The 21,490-nt window shown below is 59.6% G+C and carries 18 protein-coding genes and 3 pseudogenes; 12 read left to right on the plus strand and 9 right to left on the minus strand.

The window, feature by feature from the left end; all coding sequences use genetic code 11:
- Nucleotides 1-91: 91 nt before the first annotated feature.
- Nucleotides 92-328 carry a hypothetical protein gene (locus EJ072_RS09720; RefSeq protein ID WP_126079500.1) on the plus strand — a complete coding sequence of 79 codons (237 nt, stop codon included), beginning with the start codon at nt 92-94 and terminating at the stop codon, nt 326-328.
- 259 nt (nt 329-587) lie between these two features.
- Nucleotides 588-809 carry a hypothetical protein gene (locus EJ072_RS09725; protein WP_126079501.1) on the plus strand — a complete coding sequence of 74 codons (222 nt, stop codon included), beginning with the start codon at nt 588-590 and terminating at the stop codon, nt 807-809.
- A 459-nt stretch (nt 810-1,268) separates the two neighbouring features.
- On the opposite strand, the gene EJ072_RS09730 is transcribed toward EJ072_RS09725, so the two are convergent.
- The gene (locus EJ072_RS09730; RefSeq protein ID WP_126079502.1) at nt 1,269-1,541 is read right to left on the minus strand and encodes a DUF768 domain-containing protein; all 273 of its coding nucleotides are present in this window, start codon (nt 1,539-1,541) and stop codon (nt 1,269-1,271) included.
- Nucleotides 1,542-1,764: 223 nt separating this feature from the next.
- Nucleotides 1,765-2,073, minus strand: a complete 309-nt coding sequence (locus EJ072_RS09735) for a hypothetical protein (protein ID WP_126079503.1) — start codon at nt 2,071-2,073, stop codon at nt 1,765-1,767.
- A 323-nt stretch (nt 2,074-2,396) separates the two neighbouring features.
- Here EJ072_RS09735 and EJ072_RS09740 point away from each other — a divergent pair, with 323 nt between their 5' ends.
- From EJ072_RS09740 to EJ072_RS09755, 4 genes are all read left to right on the plus strand, one after another.
- Entirely contained in the window at nt 2,397-2,699 is a 303-nt protein-coding gene (locus EJ072_RS09740; protein ID WP_126079504.1) for a hypothetical protein, read from the plus strand.
- Nucleotides 2,700-2,817: 118 nt separating this feature from the next.
- On the plus strand, nt 2,818-3,009 hold the full coding sequence (locus EJ072_RS09745; RefSeq protein ID WP_126079505.1) for a hypothetical protein: 192 nt from the start codon (nt 2,818-2,820) through the stop codon (nt 3,007-3,009).
- A gap of 51 nt (nt 3,010-3,060) precedes the next feature.
- On the plus strand, nt 3,061-3,303 hold the full coding sequence (locus tag EJ072_RS09750) for a hypothetical protein (RefSeq protein WP_126079506.1): 243 nt from the start codon (nt 3,061-3,063) through the stop codon (nt 3,301-3,303).
- Between the two features lie 148 nt (nt 3,304-3,451).
- Complete coding sequence (locus EJ072_RS09755) at nt 3,452-3,739, plus strand: hypothetical protein (RefSeq protein ID WP_126079507.1); 288 nt, start codon at nt 3,452-3,454, stop codon at nt 3,737-3,739.
- An 864-nt stretch (nt 3,740-4,603) separates the two neighbouring features.
- Here the strand turns inward: EJ072_RS09755 and EJ072_RS35915 are convergent.
- Nucleotides 4,604-4,744: a hypothetical protein gene (locus EJ072_RS35915; protein ID WP_189343274.1), complete on the minus strand. Its 141-nt coding sequence runs from the start codon at nt 4,742-4,744 to the stop codon at nt 4,604-4,606.
- Nucleotides 4,745-5,239: 495 nt separating this feature from the next.
- On the opposite strand from EJ072_RS35915, the gene EJ072_RS09765 reads away from it, so the two are divergent.
- The 4 genes and pseudogenes from EJ072_RS09765 (at nt 5,240) to EJ072_RS09800 (ending at nt 10,376) form a co-directional block, all read left to right on the plus strand.
- On the plus strand, nt 5,240-5,581 hold the full coding sequence (locus tag EJ072_RS09765; RefSeq protein WP_245467263.1) for a hypothetical protein: 342 nt from the start codon (nt 5,240-5,242) through the stop codon (nt 5,579-5,581).
- A gap of 1,400 nt (nt 5,582-6,981) precedes the next feature.
- On the plus strand, nt 6,982-8,010 hold the full coding sequence (locus tag EJ072_RS09785; RefSeq protein WP_245463172.1) for an NAD(P)/FAD-dependent oxidoreductase: 1,029 nt from the start codon (nt 6,982-6,984) through the stop codon (nt 8,008-8,010).
- Between the two features lie 314 nt (nt 8,011-8,324).
- Nucleotides 8,325-9,097, plus strand: a pseudogene (xth, locus tag EJ072_RS09795) (exodeoxyribonuclease III).
- 316 nt (nt 9,098-9,413) lie between these two features.
- Nucleotides 9,414-10,376 carry a manganese catalase family protein gene (locus EJ072_RS09800; protein ID WP_126079512.1) on the plus strand — a complete coding sequence of 321 codons (963 nt, stop codon included), beginning with the start codon at nt 9,414-9,416 and terminating at the stop codon, nt 10,374-10,376.
- A gap of 145 nt (nt 10,377-10,521) precedes the next feature.
- Here the strand turns inward: EJ072_RS09800 and EJ072_RS09805 are convergent, their stop codons facing one another.
- From EJ072_RS09805 to EJ072_RS09825, 4 genes and pseudogenes are all read right to left on the minus strand, one after another.
- The gene (locus EJ072_RS09805) at nt 10,522-10,998 is read right to left on the minus strand and encodes a DUF2269 family protein (RefSeq protein WP_126079513.1); all 477 of its coding nucleotides are present in this window, start codon (nt 10,996-10,998) and stop codon (nt 10,522-10,524) included.
- The gene (locus tag EJ072_RS09810) at nt 10,998-12,284 is read right to left on the minus strand and encodes an SDR family oxidoreductase (protein ID WP_126079514.1); all 1,287 of its coding nucleotides are present in this window, start codon (nt 12,282-12,284) and stop codon (nt 10,998-11,000) included. Before EJ072_RS09810 ends, EJ072_RS09805 begins: the two co-directional genes overlap by 1 nt.
- A gap of 244 nt (nt 12,285-12,528) precedes the next feature.
- Entirely contained in the window at nt 12,529-13,389 is an 861-nt protein-coding gene (locus tag EJ072_RS09815) for an SIR2 family protein (protein WP_126079515.1), read from the minus strand.
- Nucleotides 13,390-14,450: 1,061 nt separating this feature from the next.
- Nucleotides 14,451-15,011: pseudogene (locus EJ072_RS09825) on the minus strand (NADH-quinone oxidoreductase subunit D); the annotation flags it as partial.
- A gap of 8 nt (nt 15,012-15,019) precedes the next feature.
- Between EJ072_RS09825 and EJ072_RS09830 the strand changes: the two are divergent.
- Nucleotides 15,020-15,754: pseudogene (locus EJ072_RS09830) on the plus strand (MBL fold metallo-hydrolase); the annotation flags it as partial.
- 348 nt (nt 15,755-16,102) lie between these two features.
- On the opposite strand, the gene EJ072_RS09835 reads toward EJ072_RS09830, so the two are convergent.
- Nucleotides 16,103-16,969: a DUF2243 domain-containing protein gene (locus EJ072_RS09835; protein WP_245467264.1), complete on the minus strand. Its 867-nt coding sequence runs from the start codon at nt 16,967-16,969 to the stop codon at nt 16,103-16,105.
- A gap of 247 nt (nt 16,970-17,216) precedes the next feature.
- Between EJ072_RS09835 and ctaD the strand changes: the two genes are divergently transcribed.
- Nucleotides 17,217-18,875, plus strand: a complete 1,659-nt coding sequence (gene ctaD / locus EJ072_RS09840) for a cytochrome c oxidase subunit I (RefSeq protein ID WP_126079518.1) — start codon at nt 17,217-17,219, stop codon at nt 18,873-18,875.
- A gap of 770 nt (nt 18,876-19,645) precedes the next feature.
- On the opposite strand, the gene ligD is transcribed toward ctaD, so the two are convergent.
- The gene (gene ligD / locus EJ072_RS09845) at nt 19,646-21,415 is read right to left on the minus strand and encodes a DNA ligase D (protein WP_126079519.1); all 1,770 of its coding nucleotides are present in this window, start codon (nt 21,413-21,415) and stop codon (nt 19,646-19,648) included.
- Nucleotides 21,416-21,490 lie beyond the last annotated feature (75 nt).

The following is a 21,490-nucleotide window of genomic DNA, read 5'->3' on the forward strand; positions in this document are numbered from 1 at the left end:
GCCTAGCCAATGAGGCGACGTTGAGTACCGCCCCATGGAACAATTTCTGGGCGCTCGGCATTGTTTGTCGAATTCAACGGAGGGCCAGCCAATGTCCATCATTGAAAGCATCACCGGCATCTTCTCATCGAAGGAAGAGCCGAAAAAGGGGCGTGCAAGAAAGGCTGCTGCGCCGAAGAATGCAGCTCCGAAGAAAGCCGCTGTTAAAGCGTCCGCTGCCAAGGAAGCCGGTGCCGCACCGGCGATGTCAGCCCACTCGAAAGACTCTGCCTCAAAGGGTAAGTCAGGGCAGCGCAAGGCGGCCGCCAAAAAGAATGCAGTCCACTGACGAAAGAACCCCGCGAAAGCGGGGTTTCTTTTACAGAACCGCCCGACGCCGGTTAACTCCCCAGGATCTCGGCCCGGCGCCTGCTTTCAGGAATTCACCCTACGAAGGCGCCGGCCGTTCTTAGCGGAGACGGCCAGAGGTCGGAAACGGCAGCTGCGTAGATAGCTCTAAGTTGCGGATTACTTCATGAGCGAAAAAGCCCGTTGCCAATGCCAAGGAGACGGGACAAGCCACCGAGCTCCAACAAGGAAGGGACCACGTGTCCAAAAGCTTTTTCGTCGAAGAGATGGCCGGCGATTTGTCGACCGCAAGCGGCGAAATTACTGCGGAGACGCCTGAAGAGGCCGTCGCCCGCGTGATTAGCGACGCTGTTGTAACGGAAAATTGGGAAGCCGGCGCCGACGAGAAATGGGTCAGAGTGACAGATAGCGAGCGCGGTATAATCTATCGATTTCAAATCCCGCCTAAGACGGCTGACTAGCCGGGCCTGTTCCCTCAATCTGGGTTGCAGAGAGGTACCGCATCCCTGCAATCTCTTCAGGTATCCGTAAGCCGGAGGCCTCCCGACACAAAGTCGTTCGTGCCGCTTCTCTGGAGGCGCAGCGTCCGTCTCCTCCCCGAATGCAAGGACTTCGCTCCTGCCGTTGAACCTCCACGTCCCACGACCGTTGAGCGCGACCAAGACCTATCGCCAGGGAGTGCAAACGACCAAACCGATCGAGAGCTGGAACGATACGTACAAACCAGTTGAGCTTGCCCAGAAATACGGTCTAACAATCGGGCAGGCTAAGATCGTCATCAGTTCCAACGGCCCATCGAGACATGGCTGCGAAGTGGGAGCGGAGGCTTTCCGGAATGCTTTGAAGATGCGGACCGGGCGGAAACCTTCACGTCATCGCTCCGCCGGTCCAAATCCCCGGGCAGGTTGACCCAAACTCCATCAATCGGAGCGAATTGCTTCAAGCACGGCCTGATAAACGCTGCGGGTATCTTCCTCGATTTCGTTGCTGTTGATGCCGTCTGCCACCGCCTTCGCGGTGAGTGCCGCGGTCTGGCTAGTCATCTTCAGTGGCTCTCGGCCGCCGCCGGCGGCTACCTCGCCGGACGTTTGCGAACGAAATGGGTCAACACTCACACGGACGAGGTCTATTTCCGCGATACCGCACATGGCTTTTTGGCGTGGGCCTTGGCGACGCCCAATCACCAGCGCCAATGCGCCAATCAAGGCTGATGTTGCGCTGCCTTGTCGGCGACGGCCTTGGCTTTGTTTTTCGCGTCCTCGATGTTCCCCGAGACCGCATCAACACGCTTCGTGGCGCAGCCTCTTCGCCGATGCAAGGTCGCTCGGCACGTTGTGACGCCACTGTGAACGACGCTTCGGTGTTGCCACCCGTGAGCTTCGGCGGCAAGTCAGTGGAAGAGAAACCGGCCGGCGACTAGATCCGCGTCACCTTGTCGAGATGCAGTCGCAGCCTTTGGCCTTCAGCATAGTTCAGAGCATATTGCTCGCTCACAAAGGTGCGGGCGCTTTCTTTCCCGTCCTCCTGGACGAGGACGTGCCATTCCCCACAAACCTCGGTTATCGAGACGGAATTCACGGTGCAATGCTCTGCGCTATAGGGATTGAGCAACGGTCTCGTCTCAATCAGTAATTCGCGCGACCGCTCGATCGCTTCCTTCGAGCTTGCGATGAGTACGACGTCGAGCGCTGTTTGGTTTGGGCAAGTGGAGACTGGATCGGCCAACGAATTGCTCCCGGTCTGGGTTCAGACAAGAGCGCGGTCGGTGTGTCTCTCAGCCGCCGATGTCCACAAGGTCGTTACCGGCGATAGGTCACTTATGCGCCCGTGCCGCATCGCCACCAACCACATTTGATATGGCAGTAGTCGCACGTTCCATCACAAGAGCCCGTTCGCCTGGGGAGGGTCGAACGGGCTCCGGGGTCTGGGCCCCCGGCTGCGCTGGGACCTCGGCACGAGCTGCGCAGCGAAACACAACAAGGCGGCTGGCGGATTGTTCCATTAGCTGGCGCTTGCGAACCTATCTGCCGCTCCGGCATTGTAATGGCATGGCCAAGGGCAGCATAAAGGTCGGCGACGAGGTCGCCATAACGGCAACCGTGCGCAAGCGCGTGACAGAGGACAGGATCAGCGTTTTGATCCCGTCGTACCATCAACCACATTCGATCGTGGACACCACGCCTCACATCAGCAGCGGGCAGCAGATCGAGATTGTGGGAGAGGTCACACGCGTCGACGAGGACACGGTGACGATCGGCGGCAAGGATCTCGGGATAACGGTCAAGACGAACACTGTGCGGCTGGTGACGAGCCACGTTCCACCTATGAGGAAGGCACCCTCCGCTAACTAGGCAACTTAGTCGCCTGTGGAGCGCCGTTCGCCTAGGTCGGCTCGCGCGCTCGCACCTCTGAGCCGCAACAAGGCCTGGCGATCATCGTTGGAGCGGTGACCGAAACGGGGCGCTATGCATGAAAACCTACCAAGTCGAGGAGATGGCCGGCGAGACGCCGGTTTCCCGTAACACAGTCACCGCCAAGTCGCCGTGGGAGGCTGCGACCCTCAGTACCAAGAAAGAGGTCCAGGCGCGCAGAGAAGAACGGCTATGGGTTCGCGTTACCGAAGAAAGCGGCCGCGCGGTATACAAATACGCGTTCAAATAGCTGCCCTCGCCGGACCGGCGGAACGAGCAAAGGACAGGTGCGTTCCTCTTCATGGTTCTCGCCGACGAGATCGAAATGGTGAAAGGCCATGTGAGGCTGGGTGAGCAGCATCTGCTTCGTCAACACGAACTCATTGCCCAACTGGAGCGGGACAACCTGCCGACACGTCTAGCCATCGAATTGCTCCACCAATTAGAGGACATGCAAGCTCTGCACCGCCTGCATTTATCGCGGCTGCTGCGCATGGCTGTGGATAGTAAGCCCTCGTTCACCATATCAGGGCATCCAAATTAAAGGCGCAAACAGCGCGCCTAATCTGGACCTGCGTCAATTGAGACGCGCCCCACCCAAACGGCGGCCCGACGCTTTCAATCCGGGACCCCAACCAAAGTATGCGTCGGCCGCCAGATTTTTAGGCCTGGGATTTCGCGGGGGCGAGATCATGCAATGGCTGGAGCGAATGAAGGCGGCCATGTCCGCCAGAGAATTTCTGGTAGTGCCGCCCCGGGAAGCCCGCTACGAAAGCGCAGCCTATCGGGCTCAGATGGCGGCTGCTCTATCGGCCGCGATGCCCGACTCTACGTTTACCGTGACGCTTGAGCATCCGCAGCAGCAGGACGAGGAAGATACCTTTGTCGAGCCGAACGGCGTAGTGCTCAATCTGGAGCCGTTTCTACAGCGCGTTGCCGAAGCCCTGGCACCCTTCGTTGCCGACAAGACGCTCAACTAGACTAGCTGGCACCCCAGACACACGATGCCCGGCCTTCGGGGAGTCGGGGGGACTTCGGGCGGACAGGCCGGGCCCTTACCCCGATGAAGTGCGGGGCAGACTCGCATTATGCGCCAGCGTTGATCCCTCGACATTAACAATTTTAGGTATCGCTCACGAAAAGCCCGTCGCAGCTAATAAGCGTGAGCGACGGGCTTTCTGAATTCGTGGCTAACACCCCCGAGGGACCGACCACTGCCTGTAGAACTCGGTGTGATCGCATGTTGTTCCATTTTGCTACGCCATGCGCCCTCGGCGTGCTCCATCGCCTCAAAGATCAGCTCGGCAACGCTATCGACTTCTTCGTTAAATTTCCCTGGGTGAAATGCCTCCGCGTTCGGCCCCCTTCATCAATCAAGCCAGATCGCTCAATGCCACCGGATCATCCGAAATCGGTAGGTGTTCAGCCATCCATCGATATATGAATCGAGCCCCTCGCGTGCTCATCCGGCTATAAGCGAAATAAGCCTATCAGGTTCCGCTTTAGCGATGAGCCCGCATCGAGGGGAACGATGCGGGCTCTATGTCGGGTGATGCAAGCCCGACCGCGACGCCAGCACAGCCTAACCAAAAGATGCGTCGCCGTTATCCGAACCGCCGCCTGGCTGGAATGTTCCAGCAACAAAAAGCCCGCTGGCTGGGAGCTAGCGGGCTGTGCAATCTCCGTGGGTGGGCTGTCAGTCGGACAAGGACCGGCGGCCCCGATGGTCCAGCAACAATGGCTGTGAGCTTCGCCTTGCAACGAGCACAGGCGATCGCTGCGAAACAAAGCGATGGAGCGAGCGTTGTTCTGCTGTTCAACAAGGCTAGCGGCATGCCCACTTTTCATTTTTCCACGTCGACAACGGCGAATTCAACCCCGATGATGAAGGCGTCGATCTTCCCGATCTGGATGCCGCGCGCCTGGAAGCAGTGCGCGCGGCCGGCGAGATGATCAACGACAGCAAGCAGTCTTTTTGGGAGCATATGACCCCCTGGATCATGAACGTAACGGATGACCAAAATCGGCTTCTGTTCACTCTCCAGTTCGCTGCAAAGGTGCCATCTGGACAGGCCCTTTACATTCCGCGAGAGGGCGAAGCAAAAAACCCGCTGGCCGAAGCCAGCGGGTGAGAGGTGGTTGGTCTCGGACCCACCAGGACCGAGCGACCAATCATGTGCACGGGCCGCGCCTACAAATTTTTAGGGAAGGGCTTGCTTCAGGCGCAGCTCGTCGATCTCCCGCTTCAGGTCCTGGATGACGTCACGACGCGCGCCGAAGTCCTGACAGTTCGTCAATGCGGCAATTTGAAGTCCGCCGGTCGCCCGATTCCGCCGCACCCACTCGTTGTGCATCACGCCGGTCGGAAAGTAGCGCCTTCCGCCCCGTCTGCCGGGTTTCCGTGGCGTGCCACGATCCGTGCCGGACCTGGAACCAATCGCGCGCGCCCAAGTTAGGAAGAGCTTATCGGGGACTTCGCTATGCTCCTTGCCTTGGACGATGCGATCTCGTCGGCTGTTTTGGCCGGCCGAGGGGCAGATGTGGAAATCTTCGGCGTGGTCGACCTCACCAGCAAAATTGAAACGCGGATCAGCGCTTTAAGCTTGGGGCACGCCATCCAGTTCGTCGCCAACGCGTCGGTGCTCGGTTACGATGTTCGCGGTGCCATGGTCCATACGGGTTACCGGGCACGCCAAGCCTCAGGAAATGGGGCTGCGACCGCCTGTGGTCGCAATACGGTGGCGCCTTGCTCCAGCCTTGAATGCCGGACGCGGGCGCGCTGCAGTAAACTGGGATTGCCGATCCCACCGGCTAAACGCTAATCCTCGTACCTCCGTGCTGACGGCCGGCGCTCGTAGTCTACTGGGGCATTGCCAATATTCGAGCCTCTCCACGCCCGACCTCGCGTCCAAGCTTGAAAGCGGCATAGACTGCGCCGAGAGTTATCAGAAATCTGAGCATGATTGTTCTCCGTTCAGGGCAGAGCAGCCGGAGCAACTCCTGTTGGTTCCGGCAATCGTCCTCGAGTGGAACCCGCGCCCCTCGGCAAGGACGCGGGCCGGTGTCTCCACCAATCTGCGGTCGCTTGAGGGGACGATCGCAGACCTCTTTTCAACAAGCTGAATTACCGCTTGTTCCTTCATCAAAAGAAGAACCGCGACTGAAGCCCTCTCGTGAAGGTTCGAATTAGAGCGCCGGCTTCAGAGGGGTGAACAAGCTAGCGACCGGTGACGCCCTCGGCAGAGAGCGAAAACCAATCCCGCAGTCTTCGAGGTGTTTCGGTCCGGCTGCCGAGGAAGAGAACATACCTTTCCAAATCCAGAGCTTGGGTAGTTCCAGTCCGACGGACGCGCGTGCAATTCAAGAGACTCGTGGTGGCGTCGCGAGCGGCGTGCTTTCAGTGCCAGTGCGCTACATGCACACGCCGTCGGAAGTTCTTTGCCTCGACGACGTGCAAGCTACCGTCGATCTGGTTTGCGCCTACTGTCGACGATTGACGCCTGAGCTGGACTTCACGCCAGAATGAGGGGGTTCCCTTCCGCCATAGGCATGACCAGAAGGTCCCTTCACCTTTCAACAGTTCACTGGTCCCGATTGGCGCCGAGCTTGCTTCTGGAACAGATGACCGTTGACGGAGTTCGGTAGTGGGCAGCAGGCTCCAATCTGCCCAAGCGGCCCGCTGCTACTTCTCTTGGCTGAGGCATCACTAGCAGCGGCCACTCCGGCTAAACGCGACATGATTGATATGGGGAAGAAGGAAAAGCTTAGGGCCAAACATAGAGCTGAAAAGCCTTTAGAAAGCGCGCTCATCGCGGAAGCAGCCTACTACGCCCGCAGGTGCGGTATCACCATCCACGAAGCCGCTAAGATCATTCGACAAGCCACACACCGAACCAGATAGTTTCGCCGACCAGACGTCATGCTCAGACTAACCACCTCGAGTTACCGCCATCGTGCCACTGGCGACAACCATCCAGTTCACTTCGGCCTTCTTCATCTGCCCTCGAAGCTCCGGTTTCAGGCCCTTGTCGAGCATTGTGACAATCGAGCCTGGATCCTCGAGATGGCTGAGTCTCTTCGGTCGTTACGTCGAGCAACATGTTCTTGCGGCCGAGATCGTCTTCGCCCCGGCATTGGGTGAAATAGCGCATGCAGCAAGCTCGCCAACCGCGCCGCCGAACTGCTCCATTTTTTGACCTCCCGCCAGCAGCAACTTGACTGGATGCTGCACAAGCACGCTAGCGGAACAACAAGGGCCTGTGCTTGTTCGGCGGCGATGATCAATCCGGGCATCAATCGCTTTTGCGATGTCGCTGTTGTGGGGGGCGGTCCTGCCGGTCTTGCCGCGGCCGTCTATCTGTCTCGCTTCTTGCGATCCGTGCTGCTCTTCGACGCCGGCGACGGACGGGCGGAACTCATTCCCAAGACCCACAATTGCCCAGGCTTTCCCGATGGCGTTTCAGGCAAGGATCTGCTGGCCCGCTTGAGAGCGCAAGCGATGGCATACGGAACCGAAATAGTCGCGGCGGGCGTAAAGTCTCTGACAGCAAGACCCGGTGCTTTCGTTCTCGCAACGACTACCGGTCACGTTCATGCGTCCCGCGTTGTGCTCGCGACGGGCGTCGTCGATCGGGCCCCCGCTATGCATGGCCTGCGCAAGGCGATTGCGGCAGGGATTGTTCGGCTGTGTCCTGTTTGCGATGCCTATGAGGTTCAGGGACAGCGCATCGCGGTTGTTGGCCCCGAACGCTCGGCTCTTAAAGAGGCTCTGTACCTGCGGCACTACAGTCGGGACATTTGCATCATATGCAACTATCCCGAAGACGTTTCAGGGTCTACCCGTGCGAAGGCTGGCGCCGCCGGCATTGCGGTCCGGGACTTCGTGGACGATCTTGTTCCACGGAACTCCGGCCTCGATCTCGTCATGGCGGATGGATCGACGGAGCGGATCGACGTGCTTTATGCCGCCATGGGGTGCGACGTTCGATCGGAACTCGCCATGGAAGTTGGCGCGCACTGTGATGAGGACGGCTACATTCTCATTGGACCACACGCGCAAACCTCGATCGAGGGGGTCTACGCCGTCGGAGACGTGGCCAAAGCACTGAACCAGATAGCGGTGGGATTTGGTCAGGCGGCTTTGGCATCCACTCATATCCACAATGCCATGCTAGCGGAGCGAGCCGGCTCACGATGCGAGAAAGAGCCAGAAGCGCATCATCAGTCCCCAAATCCACGACCTGGCGGATGATAATAATCCACAGGTCAATTACCGGCTTTGATGCCTATCAGCCTTCGGTCACGCCCTCATCGCGGCCACCGACGTTTCACAATGGCCTTGAACGCGGAAACCGTACCTGCCACCGTTGATGCCATGCACCTTGTTCAAATTCTGCTCCCATGCATGGACAACCAAGGGCAGCCTTTCGGGCAGGAAGAATTCGAGAGGGTAAAGGAAGAGCTGGCTGGCCGTTTCGACGGCGTTACCGCTTTCCTCCAGGCTCCTGCGGATGGGCTGTGGAGAATGGGGGCCGAGGGTGTTCGAAATACCCCTGGGATATAGCGATGACGCGGATCGCGACGTTCAACGTCAATGGCGTCAATGGCCGCTTGCCGGTGCTGCTGAAGTGGCTTGGCGAGACTGCCTATGACGTGGTCTGCCTCCAGGAACTGAAAACGTCGGACGACAAATTTCCGATCGAGGCAATTCGAGATGCCGGCTTCGGCGCGATCTGGCACGGCCAGAAATCCTACAATGGCGTGGCAATCCTCGCGCGTGAACGGACCCGGTCGAGCGCCGCCGCGGCTTGCCGGGCGATCCCGATGATACGCATAGCCGCTATTTAGAGGCGGAGATCGACGACCTTGTCGTCGGCTGCATCTATCTCCCCAATGGCAATCCGGCGCCAGGCCCCAAGTTCGATTACAAGCTCCGCTGGTTCGAACGTCTCCTGACCTACATCAAATCCCTACTAGACGAGCACGCCGTTCTCTGTGGCGACTACAATGTCGTCCCCACCGAGATGGACGCTGTAGTGCCTGCGCGCTGGTTGGGCGATGCCGTCTTCTTCCTGGAAAGCCGGAGCGCCTACGCTCGCATGCTGGACCTGGGCTGGGTGGATGCGATTCTCCGGATCCACCCAGGCAAGGGCATATACACCTATTGGAACTTCTCCTATCGCGGCGGCTACGATCGCAGCTCCGGCCTGCGCATGGATCACTTGCTTGTAAGCCCATCGCTTGCGCAGACGATCCAAGCTGCAGGTGTCGATGTCGAGACCCGTGGGTGGGAAAAGCCCAGCGATCACGCTCCCGCCTGGATCGACGTCGACCGATGAAACCGCCGCGCTTGCCCCCCCTTCCGGCCTGGACCTTTGTGCTTGTTCAGCCCGCGCCGATAGATCACTGACCCGTCGTCCCGAGGTGCGTCGATTGACCGGTCAGACGCGCTCCCGATCGCCGGCACGATATTGTCGCGCTAGTCGAGCGTGCCGCGGGCGCGGCGTGATCGCCCTCAAGGCTCATCAAAGCAAAAATTCCACCAGAAGGTTCTTTCGCCCTGAGCCAAGAGCGGGTGACCATCCGCCATTCTATTTCCGCGAGGAACAATCACCGCGCCGCGATGTTAGGGAGCCTCAACCCTGGAGGCCCCCCATGTTCATGCACAACAAGCGACTGCAGTACACCGTCCGTGTCTCGGAACCCAATCCGCGTCTCGCCTGTATGATCATGGAACAGTTCGGAGGCGCCGATGGCGAGCTTGCCGCCGCCATGCGCTACTTCACCCAAGGGCTGGGCGAAGACGATGTCGGCCGCAAAGACATGTTGCTCGACATCGCAACCGAGGAATTGAGCCACCTGGAGGTCGTCGGCTCGATTGTCACCATGCTCAACAAAGGCCTGAAAGCACAGCTTGCCGAAGGGCAGATGAAGGAGGCAGAGCTCTACTTGATGGTTGGCGCCAGCGGCACGACGGCCAAGGAGTCCATCCTGTTCGGCGGCGCACCTGCGCTGTGCGACTCCGCTGGGGTGCCGTGGACTGCCGCCTATATCGATTCCCGCGGCGAGCCCACCGTCGACCTGCGGTCCAACATTGCGGCGGAGGCAAGGGCCAAGATCGTCTATGAGCGGCTGATCAACATCACCGATGATCCCGGCGTCAAGGACGCGCTAGGGTTCCTCATGACGCGCGAAATCGCGCATCAGAAATCGTTCGAGAAAGCGCTGTACGCGATCGAGAACAACTTCCCCACCGGCAAGCTCCCCGGCATCGAGAGATTTGCCAGCATGTACGTCAACACGTCGCAGGGCGAAGGGGACATAAACGGGCCGTGGAACTCGGGCGATGAATGGGACCGCGTGGACGACCTTGAGGAAGTCATGCCGGCGGACGATGGCGATGGGACGGCAACAGTCAAGCTGGCGGCCAAGGACATGAAGATCGTAGCCAAGATGGGCGAGCGCACGCTTTCTGACCCCTCCTCCGCTCCGACCACGGGCGCGGATCTAGGTGCCGGACCGGGGGCCGGACGAACCAAGAATGGCGACATGGGCGGCGCGGCGAGCATCAAAGAGGCGCCTGCGCGGGCAGAGGCCACCCCTCGCAAGAAAAGATGAAGTGGGCTGATTGGGCCCTGCCAATTTGACGAGGCCCGGTGCGTCCTTACGGGGTACACGAGATGCCAAAGGCGGGAGAGACAGCCCTCGCTGGCCGCAAGACACTGTCGTTGCGCGTCCGTATCGCGCAGAGTTCGGGAGCTCGTCAGAACAGCTCGATTGCGGGCCGTGTGATCATGAGCCAATAGATCGCGGCCACGCATGCGAATGCTGGAAACCCGAAAGCGAACCAAAGCCGAAAGAGCTGTTTGTAGCGCTCGGGCGGCGGGATGCCAGCGGATGCGGCTTGCGCAGCGAGATCCCGCATGCGCATCTGCATCCACACCACCGGTAACCAGAACAGCCCGGTGACGACGTAGAGCAGGATCGACAGCACGATCCAGCCCTCGCGGAGCGAGTAGCCAGACTGCCAGGCCAATGCGGCGCCGGTTATCGGTTGCGCGATGACGGCAGTGGCGGTGAACAGGAAATCGGCAATGACGACGATCCGGGCCACGGCGGCGATCGTGGCGGCGCTGCCGGTCCGGTGGGCGAGGAGCATGAAGAACGCAATGCCGGCACCGGTGCCGAGCAGCACGGCAGCGCCGATGAGGTGCAAATATTTCAGCGCAAAGTAGAGCATCAGCGTTCCTCCAGGATCGCCAGCGCGCAGAAGTGCAAGACGAGTATCGGCAGGATTTTCATCAGGGGGCCGAGGGGCTCGTTCCACAGGTCCGGGCGAAGAATTGTTCCAGCAATCGCATAGAAGGATGAAATCGAGATCGCCCCCCAGAGCCCTACCCGGCTGGCCGGACGCCATGCGATCATCGCGCCGACGACCATATCGGCCAACGCGCCTGCGACAACAGCCGGGCCGGCCAAGGGCTCGAAGGCGGTGTTGAGCAGAAGCTCCACTCCGCTGCGCCAACCGGTGGTGAGGGAGATGATACCGGTCGCGATCCAGAAGAACGGCAGAACCACGAAGATTGCCGGCTTCACGAAGTAGAGCCTGGCAAACCAGCGCTCTTGCACGGTGGGAGGGCTGGCGGCCAAGGCGGACGCGAGACTGGACGGCTGGAGCCCGGTTGCAAGCTTCCACGGCTCCAAAGCGCCGGTCGCACCGCGCGCGATTTCCTTGGCGGCGTTGGTGCGTATTGGAGGCCGCCAGCCGAGGAGGCCCGCCACGTCGCCGAGCCGGTAAAGCGTTGCGGCCATCCATCCGGGCAGGACAAACTCCTTCGCTCTGCCCCACCCAAACCATTGGCGGTACCGGGCGACGACTTCGCTCATCGTCAGTGCCTCGGGTCCTGCCAGTTCGAGCGTCAGGCGGAACGGGCCTTGCCTACCGAGCAGGATCGAAACAGTGGAGACCACATCGTCAAGTTGGACCACCTGCAGAAGCCCCGTGCCGGGCATTGCTGGAGCCAGCGGCAGGGCCGCGAGGCCTCGAAAAAGGGCGCTTGCGCCGAAGGCGGGCCGACCGAGCACCACCGAGGGCCGCAGGATCAACCAGTTGAGATCACGCTCCATCAACGCATGGTCCCCAGCCAGCTTGCTGGCCGAGAAAGCTGAAGGCTGTTCCCGGTCGACACCGACTGCAGAGAAATGGATAACCCTTCGTACGCCTGCGCGTTCGCAGGCAGCAAAGAGAGCCGAGGCGCCGGTAGCATGAACGTTGCGCGTATTCTCCCGAGCACTGTCCTGAAGCACGCCCGCGCAGTTCACGACAGCGTCGACCCCACGAAGGTGGGGGAGCCAGTCTTCCGCCTCCAATGCCCTCGCCATATCGATGACGACGCTCCGCCCCTGAAAAAGGCCATTTGGTGTGCGGCCACGGACAGCCCGGACGACTTCGTGCCCCTCCGCCGCAAGGCGCGCGCACAATGTCGAGCCAATCAGACCTGAAGCGCCAGTGATCAGAACGATCATCCTTGCTTGATCCATCGCGCTCTCTCCCGTCTCGACCACGTCGCATTCTCCCGGATCTCAGGCGGCGCGGCGATCGCCACTTCGCGAACCGCACTTTCTCAATCCTTCAACTTCGCCTTTCCAACCTGGGGCCTGTCCGTACGCAAAAGCAATCAGAACGTAGGGTTTCGTACGCTGAACCAGCGCACCCGAACTTGCGAACGCGACAAGCTGTTCCACTCGGCGGGTGGCCACTGCGAACCGGTCAGGGTAGTTCGCCTCCTGACTCCAGCGTCGGTGGGTCGCTTGGGTTCGCCTCGACGAGGGCAGCAAGGCGAGAGAGGAAACCGAGTAGCCCTTTTTCAGGATCATCGTCGTCGCCCGTGACCACTGTGATGCCCCAACGCGCCAGCACCGCCTCCTCGACCGGATCACGGTGCGCCATGAAAATGAAGGAGGGAGGCCGATCCGCCTCGTAGCCCGATCGGCTCCAAGTTTGCCAGAGCCGGTGCAGGAGCAACCGGATGTTCAGGTCGGAAAGGCTGTAGCCAAAGAACAAGACCGTGCTGCCCAAGGGGTCCGAACGGAACCTCACGTCGAGCGGCGAGTCGAATGACAGCCGGTCGAGGTAGTCAGTCTCTGTGAGAACCAGGGAGGAATCGTCATCGAAGTCGCCGTGGAATTTCACAATGTAGGGGACATCCCTGCGCGCCTTCGACACGTCCCGCGCATTGGCCACTTTGACGTATTCGACGCCATGTATCTCAAAGGCAACTTCGAGGTTCCGATCGTAGTTCGTGGTATAGATCACCGGGAAGTTCAGCGCGACGATGAGACGGTGCAATTCGGATTTTTCGATCTTGTCGCGGCTAACGGTCCAGTGCCGGTCCATCCAACTGCGAAGCGGTCCGATGCTGCCATGCTTGATGCGGTAATACTCGGCAAGGGTCTGAAAGCGATCACGCTGCCTGCCAAGGTCCACCTCAAGGCCAAGCTCATCCGCCATTCGCTGGATCAGTTCCTCCCAGGAAGGCAGTCCGACACTCATGGAGACGCCCGCCCCGACGAACAGGACGGCGTCCCGTTCTCGAACGGATTTTGCGAGCGGCACAAGAGGATCGCTCATTGCAGACCGAGGAGAGACGAGCGCTGCCCATCACCGAATCGGTGGCCGCCGCAGCAGCGGCGTCGACACCCTGCGCATGCTCCGCAATCATGTCCTGCCATCATCCCTCTTCTCGTTCGATACAAGTTTATCTGCCAAGCGGCCACGCGAGAGCTTCCCCCGACGCCGCTCATCGCTTGTTCCGGTGCTGTAATTGGCGATCGGCGGTAATGCGCTTTATCATCCTAGCTCTCGGAGCTTCCGAGCTTCATTGACGAGCACGGCAAGGTTGTCCCCATGCCTTTGAATCAGGTCCCGCGCCTGTTGCTCTGTGATGCCGTTCACTGCGGCGAAATAGGCGAGTTGGTCTACATCGCTTGTCGAAATGCGATTTGCATGTCGGACATCGTTGTCAGCGCTGTCACTTCCGAAATTAAATATATTCATACGGGGGCGCATGACGTCCTCGCATAGGCTTGGCGTCCAGGGCTGCTAGAGAATCGGGCTGCACACACAACAAACATGATCCCGGTTCGCCATCTGGGCTTGGGCCGCGAAATTCTGTTTGTTTGCCGCAAGCTCATAGCTGGCAGCTCTCCACTGCAACGCGACCGAACAACGGCCGAGAGACATTGTTCCAGTCGACGATCTTGTTTGATTGCCCGGCCTTGCCGAAACAGGCCCGCGAGCTTGTTAAGAGCCGGTCAGTCCACTTCGGAAGCACGCATACGCCGAAACTTGCCAAGCCATGGCGCCAATTGGCATCGCCTGGCTTACCTAATGAAGCCCAGAACACTCGTGAGCGCTTCACTCAATTGAGATGTCGCAACATGGATCCTGTGCAGCCATCTAACGCTAATTCTGGCGGGGCGGGTTGCTTTCTCCGCAATCGCAGCCTGGAGTGTTAGGACAACTAGATCGTCGACGGCCGCTTCCGAACCCCCTCGGTATAGAGCAGCCTGTTTGGGCAAGGAGCCAAGCAAACGAACAACGTTCAAGCGGGAATTTCACAGGGTGCCATGCTGGTGATCTTACCAGCTCAGGGAGAGGCCGCGATTGGCCTCGCCCTGTCGGACTGGAGACTATCTATCGACATCTCCCAGCACGATATCGATAGATCCCAGGACAGCCGTAACGTCGGCAAGCAAGTGACCGCGGCACAGCAGATCCATCGCCTGCAGGTGCGCGAAGCTCGGCGCTCGCAGCTTGCAGCGGTAAGGCTTGTTGGTGCCGTCCGCCACCAGATAGACCCCGAACTCGCCTTTGAGTGCTTCGACCGCTGCATAGACCTCCCCCGCGGGCACGCGAAAACCTTCCGTGTAGAGTTTGAAATGATGGATCAGCGCTTCCATCGAACGCTTCATCGCAGCACGCTTGGGCGGCACGATCTTTCGGTCCGGATTGGAGATGGGGCCAGGCCCCTCCTTCACCAGCAGTTCGATACACTGGCGCATTATTTTCGCCGACTGGCGCATCTCTTCCATGCGCACGAGATACCGGTCGTAGCAGTCGCCGTTCTTGCCCACCGGAATGTCGAAGTTCATTTCGGAGTAGCATTCATAAGGTTGTGCTTTGCGCAAATCCCACGCTGCGCCCGAGCCGCGCACCATCACGCCTGAGAAGCCCCATCCCCAGGCATCCTTTTCAGAGAAATACGGGATTGCCAACGTCGAGGAGCAGCATCGTCAGCGTTGCGCAGTCACGTTTCGGCCCAGACGCCCGGCCGTCTGCCATCATTCTGACGCATGGCCATTTCGATCATGTCGGCACCGTGCTGGAATTGGCCAAGATGTGGGACGTGCCGGTCTATGCCCACCCGGATGAGCATCCGTACCTCGACGGGACCGCATCTTATCCTCCACCCGATCCTTGGGTTGGTGGCGGCCTGATGGCGTTGCTTTCGCCACTTTTCCCGTGTGGCCCGATCGATCTCGATACCCGGCTTAGACCCTTGCCTGAGGATGCGTCGGTGCCAGGCATGCCGGGTTGGCAGTGGCTGCACACGCCCGGGCACGCCCCAGGTCACATCTCACTGTGGCGCGAAGCCGACCGTGCACTGATTGCCGGCGACGCCTTCATAACAACAGGCCAGGAATCGGCCTACGAAGTCGCCGTGCAGCAGCTCGAAATGCACGGCCCGCCACGCTATTTCACGCCCGACTGGGAAGCCGCCGAGGGCTCGGTCCGCGAACTGGCCGCTTTGAAACCGGAACTGGTGATCAGTGGCCATGGAGCCGCGGCGGCTGGCGCGGGAATGCGCCAGGGTCTCGATCGGCTCGCGGAGCGGTTCGACCAGTTCGCGGTGCCCGCAGGTTCGAAATATGTCCGCAAGCCAGCGACGGTTAGAAACGGCCGCGCCTACCAGATGCCGCACAGGACTGGCTGACAAAACCAGCATTGATACTCAGGGTTGCCCTCCAAAAGCCCGAACACAGCCGAGGAACCTTTCAGAGACCGCCGGTTTCTGCGCATCTCAGGGATCAGGTTTGCCGGAATACCATGCAGCGTAGCAAGCGCTCGGAACAGGTTGCAAGCGTTGTGAGACAGCAATTCACAAACGAAATAATGCGGCGCCACTTGCGCGCGCTCCCGGTTTTTCGCTCGGAGGGATGGCTACCCGACCACTTGCGTACAATCATGGATCGGCTCAAGGCAAGCGAGATGAAGAACCCTAGACGCTGATCATTCGCTTTCCTTGCGAATTGAAGTAGCGGACCTTGGCCCTCCACCCCGTTCAGACCTTGAAACTTGACCAGGCCAAGCAGCCGCCGACCAACGGCGATGTGCTGACGACAAGGGCACCGTTGGCATGCAGACTGAAGAGTCCTCCCCATGAGACCGGCCCAACGACCCATATAGATCCGTCAGAGCTGTTCCATCTTGTGCTCGTACCCGCTCTGAGAATCGCCTGCATCATGGAAGCCGGGTTCATCCCCTTCTGGAATACTACTATCACTTCGGAGTTCCGAGTGAAGCTTGGTCCCACCGCTGCCGCCAGCCCTGACAGTAAGACAATGCTCATCAGGGCGGCGCCCATGCCTCCACTGGCTGCTCCGCTCCGGCTCGGGAACGCCCAGGCGAGCAGCAAAGGCAAGAGGCCAAAGATAACGAGCCACCCGATGTCCCAGGCAAGCGGAGCATCACTATTGATCTTGATCCGATGCAGCCCGAGCAGCCAATGGAATACAACCGCGTCGGCAACGTGCCACATGCCAAACCCGACCAGCGAAAGCCGCAGAATCTCACTCGTCGTGACGACGCGTGAATTCGTTGCTCGAGCCGCCACCAGCAAGATGCTGGCCAATACAAGCAACAGGTACATCACCAGATGAAAAAGGCCGTCGCTCATTACCTGGAACCGCAGGTCGGATCCGGGAGAGAAGGCTGAAAGCAAGTGATGCCACTGCAAGATCTGGTGCAGCACAATGCCATCGAAAAAACCCGCCAGCGCGAAGCCGACCAGCAGCCAACCGCAAAGCGCTTGGCGATTCACATCATGACGCGAGCGATTAACGGCATCATGGACTGACATCAGGTCCCCGCACGTCCGTGCCGCGGATCGGCACATATGGTCCCTTCTCAGCAGGGCCATGAAGGCCATGACGGGCCTCCAGCCAGAACACGAAAATCAATCCCCCGGCGATCGCCAAAAGCACCAGTAGGGCTGCAAACATCTCCAACATAGGCGTCGCTCCAGTCGGAACCGAACAGACCGTTCGTTCGGTTGTTCCAGCGGCCGAAAAATTTACCCTCCGTCAGCCGGGAACAATGCTCCGATTGCCCGGTTCGGTGCGCTTGGCGCGTGCACAACTCGCTGCCAGTCATCCGGCTGAAGATCGAGAGTTGCCATGTCCCCCACCGAGACAAGTGCAGAACTTCATTCTGGAGTCCGCCATCCCACCGGAGCCGCGCGCTGGCTGTTCTCGACCAATCACAAAGACATCGGAACGATGTATCTTGTCTTTGCGATCATCGCGGGCATCGTTGGAATGCTCCTATCGGTGGCGATGCGAATGGAGCTACAGGAGCCCGGAATTCAGATTTTCCCAGGCTTGGCTTCATTCATCTACGGTTATCAGGGCGATTCGGCGATCGACGGCGCCAAGCAACTCTACAACGTGTTCACCACTGCCCATGCGCTGATCATGATCTTTTTCGCCGTCATGCCAGGGCTGATCGGGGGCTTCGGAAACTGGATGATCCCGTTGATGATCGGCGCGCCCGATATGGCGTTCCCGCGGATGAACAACGTTTCGTTCTGGCTTCTTCCACCGGCCTTCCTCCTGCTCCTGCTCTCCATTTTCATGCCCAGTGTGCCTGGCGGCTTCGGCGCTGGAACCGGCTGGTTTCTCTACCCGACCCTGTCAACGTCGGGGCACCCGGGGCCTGCCGTCGACCTTGTTATATTGGCCCTGCACATCGCTGGCGCGTCCTCGATTCTAGGCGCCATCAACTTCATCACCACGATTTTCAATATGCGCGCTCCTGGCATGACGCTGCACAAGATGCCCCTGTTTGCCTGGTCGGTTTTGATTACCGGCTTCCTGCTGCTACTCGCTCTACCAGTGTTGGCCGGCGCGCTGACAATGCTGCTGACCGATCGCAATTTCGGCACCGCCTTCTTCGTGCCGGACCAAGGCGGGGACCTAATCCTCTACCAACATCTCTTCTGGTTCTTCGGCCACCCGGAAGTCTACATCATGATCCTTCCGGCCTTTGGCATCGTCAGCCAGGTCATCTCTACTTTTTCCCGCAAGCCGATCTTCGGGTATTTGGGGATGGTTTATGCAATCGTCGCCATAGGTGCGATCGGCTTTGTCGTGTGGGCGCACCATATGTACACGAGCGGGATCGGCCTCGATACCCAGCGCTACTTCACCTTTGCCACGATGGTCATCGCCGTTCCGACGGGCATCAAGGTCTTCTCCTGGATCGCCACCATGTGGGGCGGATCAATACGCTTACAGACGCCGATGCTCTGGGCTCTCGGCTTCATCTTCCTTTTCACGATTGGTGGCGTAACCGGCGTCCAGCTGGCCAATGCGGGGCTCGATCGCGAGCTGCACGACACCTACTTCGTTGTCGCCCATTTCCATTACATCCTATCGCTCGGCGCGCTCTTCGGTATCTTCGCAGGATGGTACTACTGGTTCCCCAAGATTACCGGATATATGTACAACTCCGTTCTTGCCGGGGTACATTTTTGGACAACGTTCGTTGGCGTCAATCTGGTGTTCTTCCCGCATCACTTCCTCGGCCTAGCAGGGATGCCACGGCGCTACATCGACTACCCTGACGCATTTGCCGGCTGGAACATGGTGTCCTCTTACGGCTCGTACATCTCTGGCGCGAGCTTGCTCTTCTTCCTGGCCTGTGTGATAGAAGCTTTCTCCAGGAGACGCCAAGTTGGCAGCAATCCTTGGGGTCCAGGAGCCACAACGTTGGAATGGATGCTGCCCTCACCCCCTCCGTTCCATCAGTGGGATAGCCTGCCGGTGATCAAATAACCGGCGCCTTTTTCGAAGCCTGAGGACGCCACGGCACTCGCTGCAGAAGATGATCTTGAGCAAATCCCACTGAAGGCAGGGCTGGTTTGGCCCGCTCCGCCTGGCCAATGCGGCGACGTCGAGTACCGCCCTGCGCTTTGCATGTGAGGCAGTGGACGCATAGGCCTGTGCCGTCGCAACTTGCCGCCGAGCGTGGCTTCTGTGAATGGATATTCTTTGCCCATGGCGATCTCCACAAAGGTCGCACCCACCCACCTTCTGATAAGGAGGCTCCTGACAGTCGCCAAGAAGGGAACCGGATCGATTGACCGTCTTCGACCGCTTCTCTTCCTATTTGTGCCCGCGCTTCTTTGCGTCCGTTTTGGTCCTGTTTTGAGTCTCCCGGGCTAAACGCGCTTCCCTCAATCGCGCTGTTTTCTCTGCGCGTTCCTGCCGCTCAACCCGCATGATTTCGTCAGCCGCCCGCCTTGCGCGTTCATCCCGGTCATTATCAACCTGACGGATCATCTCACTCTTCCGGCTCTAAAGATCTGAGGAACAACGCTCCGCGAAGCGGGACGTTCCTGTCTTGGGATGATCAACTTGGATCTCCTCGAACGCTCGCTGGAATACGCGATAGCTAACTCTAGATCTTATTGTTCGAGGTGTTCGCTTTGAGGAATGCAACGAAGAACTCACTCTCCTCACACGAGCAAGAGTCTCTCAACGTTGACCGGAGGCAACAAAGTGAACTCCCCCAAACGCGCCGTGTGTACCGACCCCATCATAGTCTAAGCTGCTATCCAAGAACCGGCTCTAAACGGCCTCGCGACACTGAAAGTGTCCGGCCGGACACCTGCCTCAACCTGCTTCCACGTCACGGGATGCGCGATCGGGTAGCCGAGGCGGGCTCGCGGAGAAAATGCGCCTACGGCAGTGTTGCCTCGGCCGTTGCGGAGGTAATCAAGGAAGATGCGTCCTGCGCGTGCTGATGGACCAGCTGATAGAAGGTACCGCTCGGGGTCGGCGTCCACAAGGCACTGAGCCAGCGATCTGGCTAGTTTCCGCGCGCTATCGTGAGTCATGTTTGGCGGCAGCGGGGCCGTAAGATGGACGCCTTTGCCGCCGGTCACCTTCGGCCAGCTCTCCAAGCCAGCGGCTTCAAAAATCATACGGAGCGACAGCGCGGCCTCCATGACCACATCCCACGGCACGCCTTCGCCGGGATCAAGGTCCAATACGAGCTGGTCAGCGTGTTCGATGTCGTCGATGGTCGCGTTCCATGGATGAAGCTCGACGGCGTCCATTTCGACCAAGCCAAGCAAACCATCGAGGTCATCTACCCAGACCCGGACACCTTCGCCGCCTTCGCGCTTTTTGACTTTTAGCTGGTGCACCGACCGTGGAATCGGGGGCAACGGCCCTTTATGGTAGAACGTGGCACCGTAGGCGTGGCGGACGAGCTTCAGTGGTCGTCGGCCTAGATGAATCAGCGCCCGGTCGGCTACTCGCCGCCAGTATCCCGTCAGCTCGTCCTTGGATGGCGCGACCGCGTCCGGTAGCAACTGAAGAATGTTCTTTCGCGGGACGCCGTGCTTGCTTTCCACCCGGCGCTTGGAAGGAGCCGGAGGCTTGGCCGTAATTGGCTGAAGGTCCTCGCGCAATCCCTTGAACACCGCCTCGCGCAAGATGCCGCGGTCCGTCACACCGCTGAATTGCACCTCTGCCAGCACCTCTGGTCTGACCCACGTTGCCTTGGGTTTCTTGATGGGTGCCGACAACGGCGACTTCTCGATGATCAGCGGGTCCAGCCGCTCCCGAACCCGTTGGGCTGCTTGCAAGGTATAGCCGCTTTGCGCCTTCCCGGCATATAGCAGGCGGTCGCCGTCTCGCCTGCCTATGTAAAGCGAGGCGATGCGGCGCGGCTGAGCCCCGAGCTTCTCAACGAAGGCGACAATCGAGAACGTGTCGCTATTGATGCACTTCACCTTGAGCCAGCTTGTTTGAACGCCGGAACGGTAGGGAGAGTCGGCTCGCTTCGATACAATGCCCTCCAAGCCCATCCGGCAGGCATGGTCGAACACGTCGCTACCGCCCGCCTCCAAATGCTCGGCATAGGTCAGCGTCGGAGCCGTTTCTTTCAGCCAGCCATGCAGAGCAGCCTTGCGCTCTATGAGAGGCATCTGTCGCAGATCTCGACCGTTGAGGTGCAAAAGGTCGAATGCAAAGAACATGAGCTTTAGCGAGTTCGGGTTTCCCAGCTCCCGTTCGAGGGCTTGAAAGTCCGGCAGCCCAGTGGTGCCGAGGACCACCACCTCGCCATCTAGGATTGCCGACTTGACCGGCAGGTTGGCAGCCGTCTGAATTATGCGCTTGTAGCGGTGAGACCAGTCGTAGCCCCGTCGGGTGAATGCTCGTGCCTCCCCGCGCTCGATGACGATCTCTGTTCGATAACCGTCATACTTGATCTCGTGCAGCCAGTCGGAATCGGCGGGAGCTCTCTCGACCAGCGTCGGCGATTGGAACTCGATGAAGGTGAGTTGGCCTTTCCGCCTACTCATGCACTCGGAACTCTCTGAGCTGAGGAAATGGCCGGGAGCTGGTTGCGTTCCTTAGCAGTCGCTGAAGCATCGAGG

Origin of the sequence: Mesorhizobium sp. M2A.F.Ca.ET.046.03.2.1 (assembly GCF_003952425.1) — a bacterium.
Taxonomy (GTDB): domain Bacteria; phylum Pseudomonadota; class Alphaproteobacteria; order Rhizobiales; family Rhizobiaceae; genus Mesorhizobium.

Excerpts from the sequence above, each read along its gene's own strand:
- EJ072_RS09720 (WP_126079500.1), top strand. The coding sequence starts at position 92 with ATGTCCATCATTGAAAGCATCACCGGCATCTTCTCATCGAAGGAAGAG.
- EJ072_RS09740 (WP_126079504.1), top strand. The coding sequence starts at position 2,397 with ATGGCCAAGGGCAGCATAAAGGTCGGCGACGAGGTCGCCATAACGGCA.
- EJ072_RS09745 (WP_126079505.1), top strand. The coding sequence starts at position 2,818 with ATGAAAACCTACCAAGTCGAGGAGATGGCCGGCGAGACGCCGGTTTCC.
- EJ072_RS09750 (WP_126079506.1), top strand. The coding sequence starts at position 3,061 with ATGGTTCTCGCCGACGAGATCGAAATGGTGAAAGGCCATGTGAGGCTG.
- EJ072_RS09755 (WP_126079507.1), top strand. The coding sequence starts at position 3,452 with ATGCAATGGCTGGAGCGAATGAAGGCGGCCATGTCCGCCAGAGAATTT.
- EJ072_RS35915 (WP_189343274.1), bottom strand. The coding sequence starts at position 4,744 with ATGCTCCCAAAAAGACTGCTTGCTGTCGTTGATCATCTCGCCGGCCGC.
- EJ072_RS09765 (WP_245467263.1), top strand. The coding sequence starts at position 5,240 with ATGCTCCTTGCCTTGGACGATGCGATCTCGTCGGCTGTTTTGGCCGGC.
- EJ072_RS09785 (WP_245463172.1), top strand. The coding sequence starts at position 6,982 with ATGCTGCACAAGCACGCTAGCGGAACAACAAGGGCCTGTGCTTGTTCG.
- EJ072_RS09800 (WP_126079512.1), top strand. The coding sequence starts at position 9,414 with ATGTTCATGCACAACAAGCGACTGCAGTACACCGTCCGTGTCTCGGAA.
- EJ072_RS09805 (WP_126079513.1), bottom strand. The coding sequence starts at position 10,998 with ATGCTCTACTTTGCGCTGAAATATTTGCACCTCATCGGCGCTGCCGTG.
- EJ072_RS09810 (WP_126079514.1), bottom strand. The coding sequence starts at position 12,284 with ATGATCGTTCTGATCACTGGCGCTTCAGGTCTGATTGGCTCGACATTG.
- EJ072_RS09815 (WP_126079515.1), bottom strand. The coding sequence starts at position 13,389 with ATGAGCGATCCTCTTGTGCCGCTCGCAAAATCCGTTCGAGAACGGGAC.
- EJ072_RS09835 (WP_245467264.1), bottom strand. The coding sequence starts at position 16,969 with ATGGCCTTCATGGCCCTGCTGAGAAGGGACCATATGTGCCGATCCGCG.
- ctaD (WP_126079518.1), top strand. The coding sequence starts at position 17,217 with ATGTCCCCCACCGAGACAAGTGCAGAACTTCATTCTGGAGTCCGCCAT.
- ligD (WP_126079519.1), bottom strand. The coding sequence starts at position 21,415 with ATGAGTAGGCGGAAAGGCCAACTCACCTTCATCGAGTTCCAATCGCCG.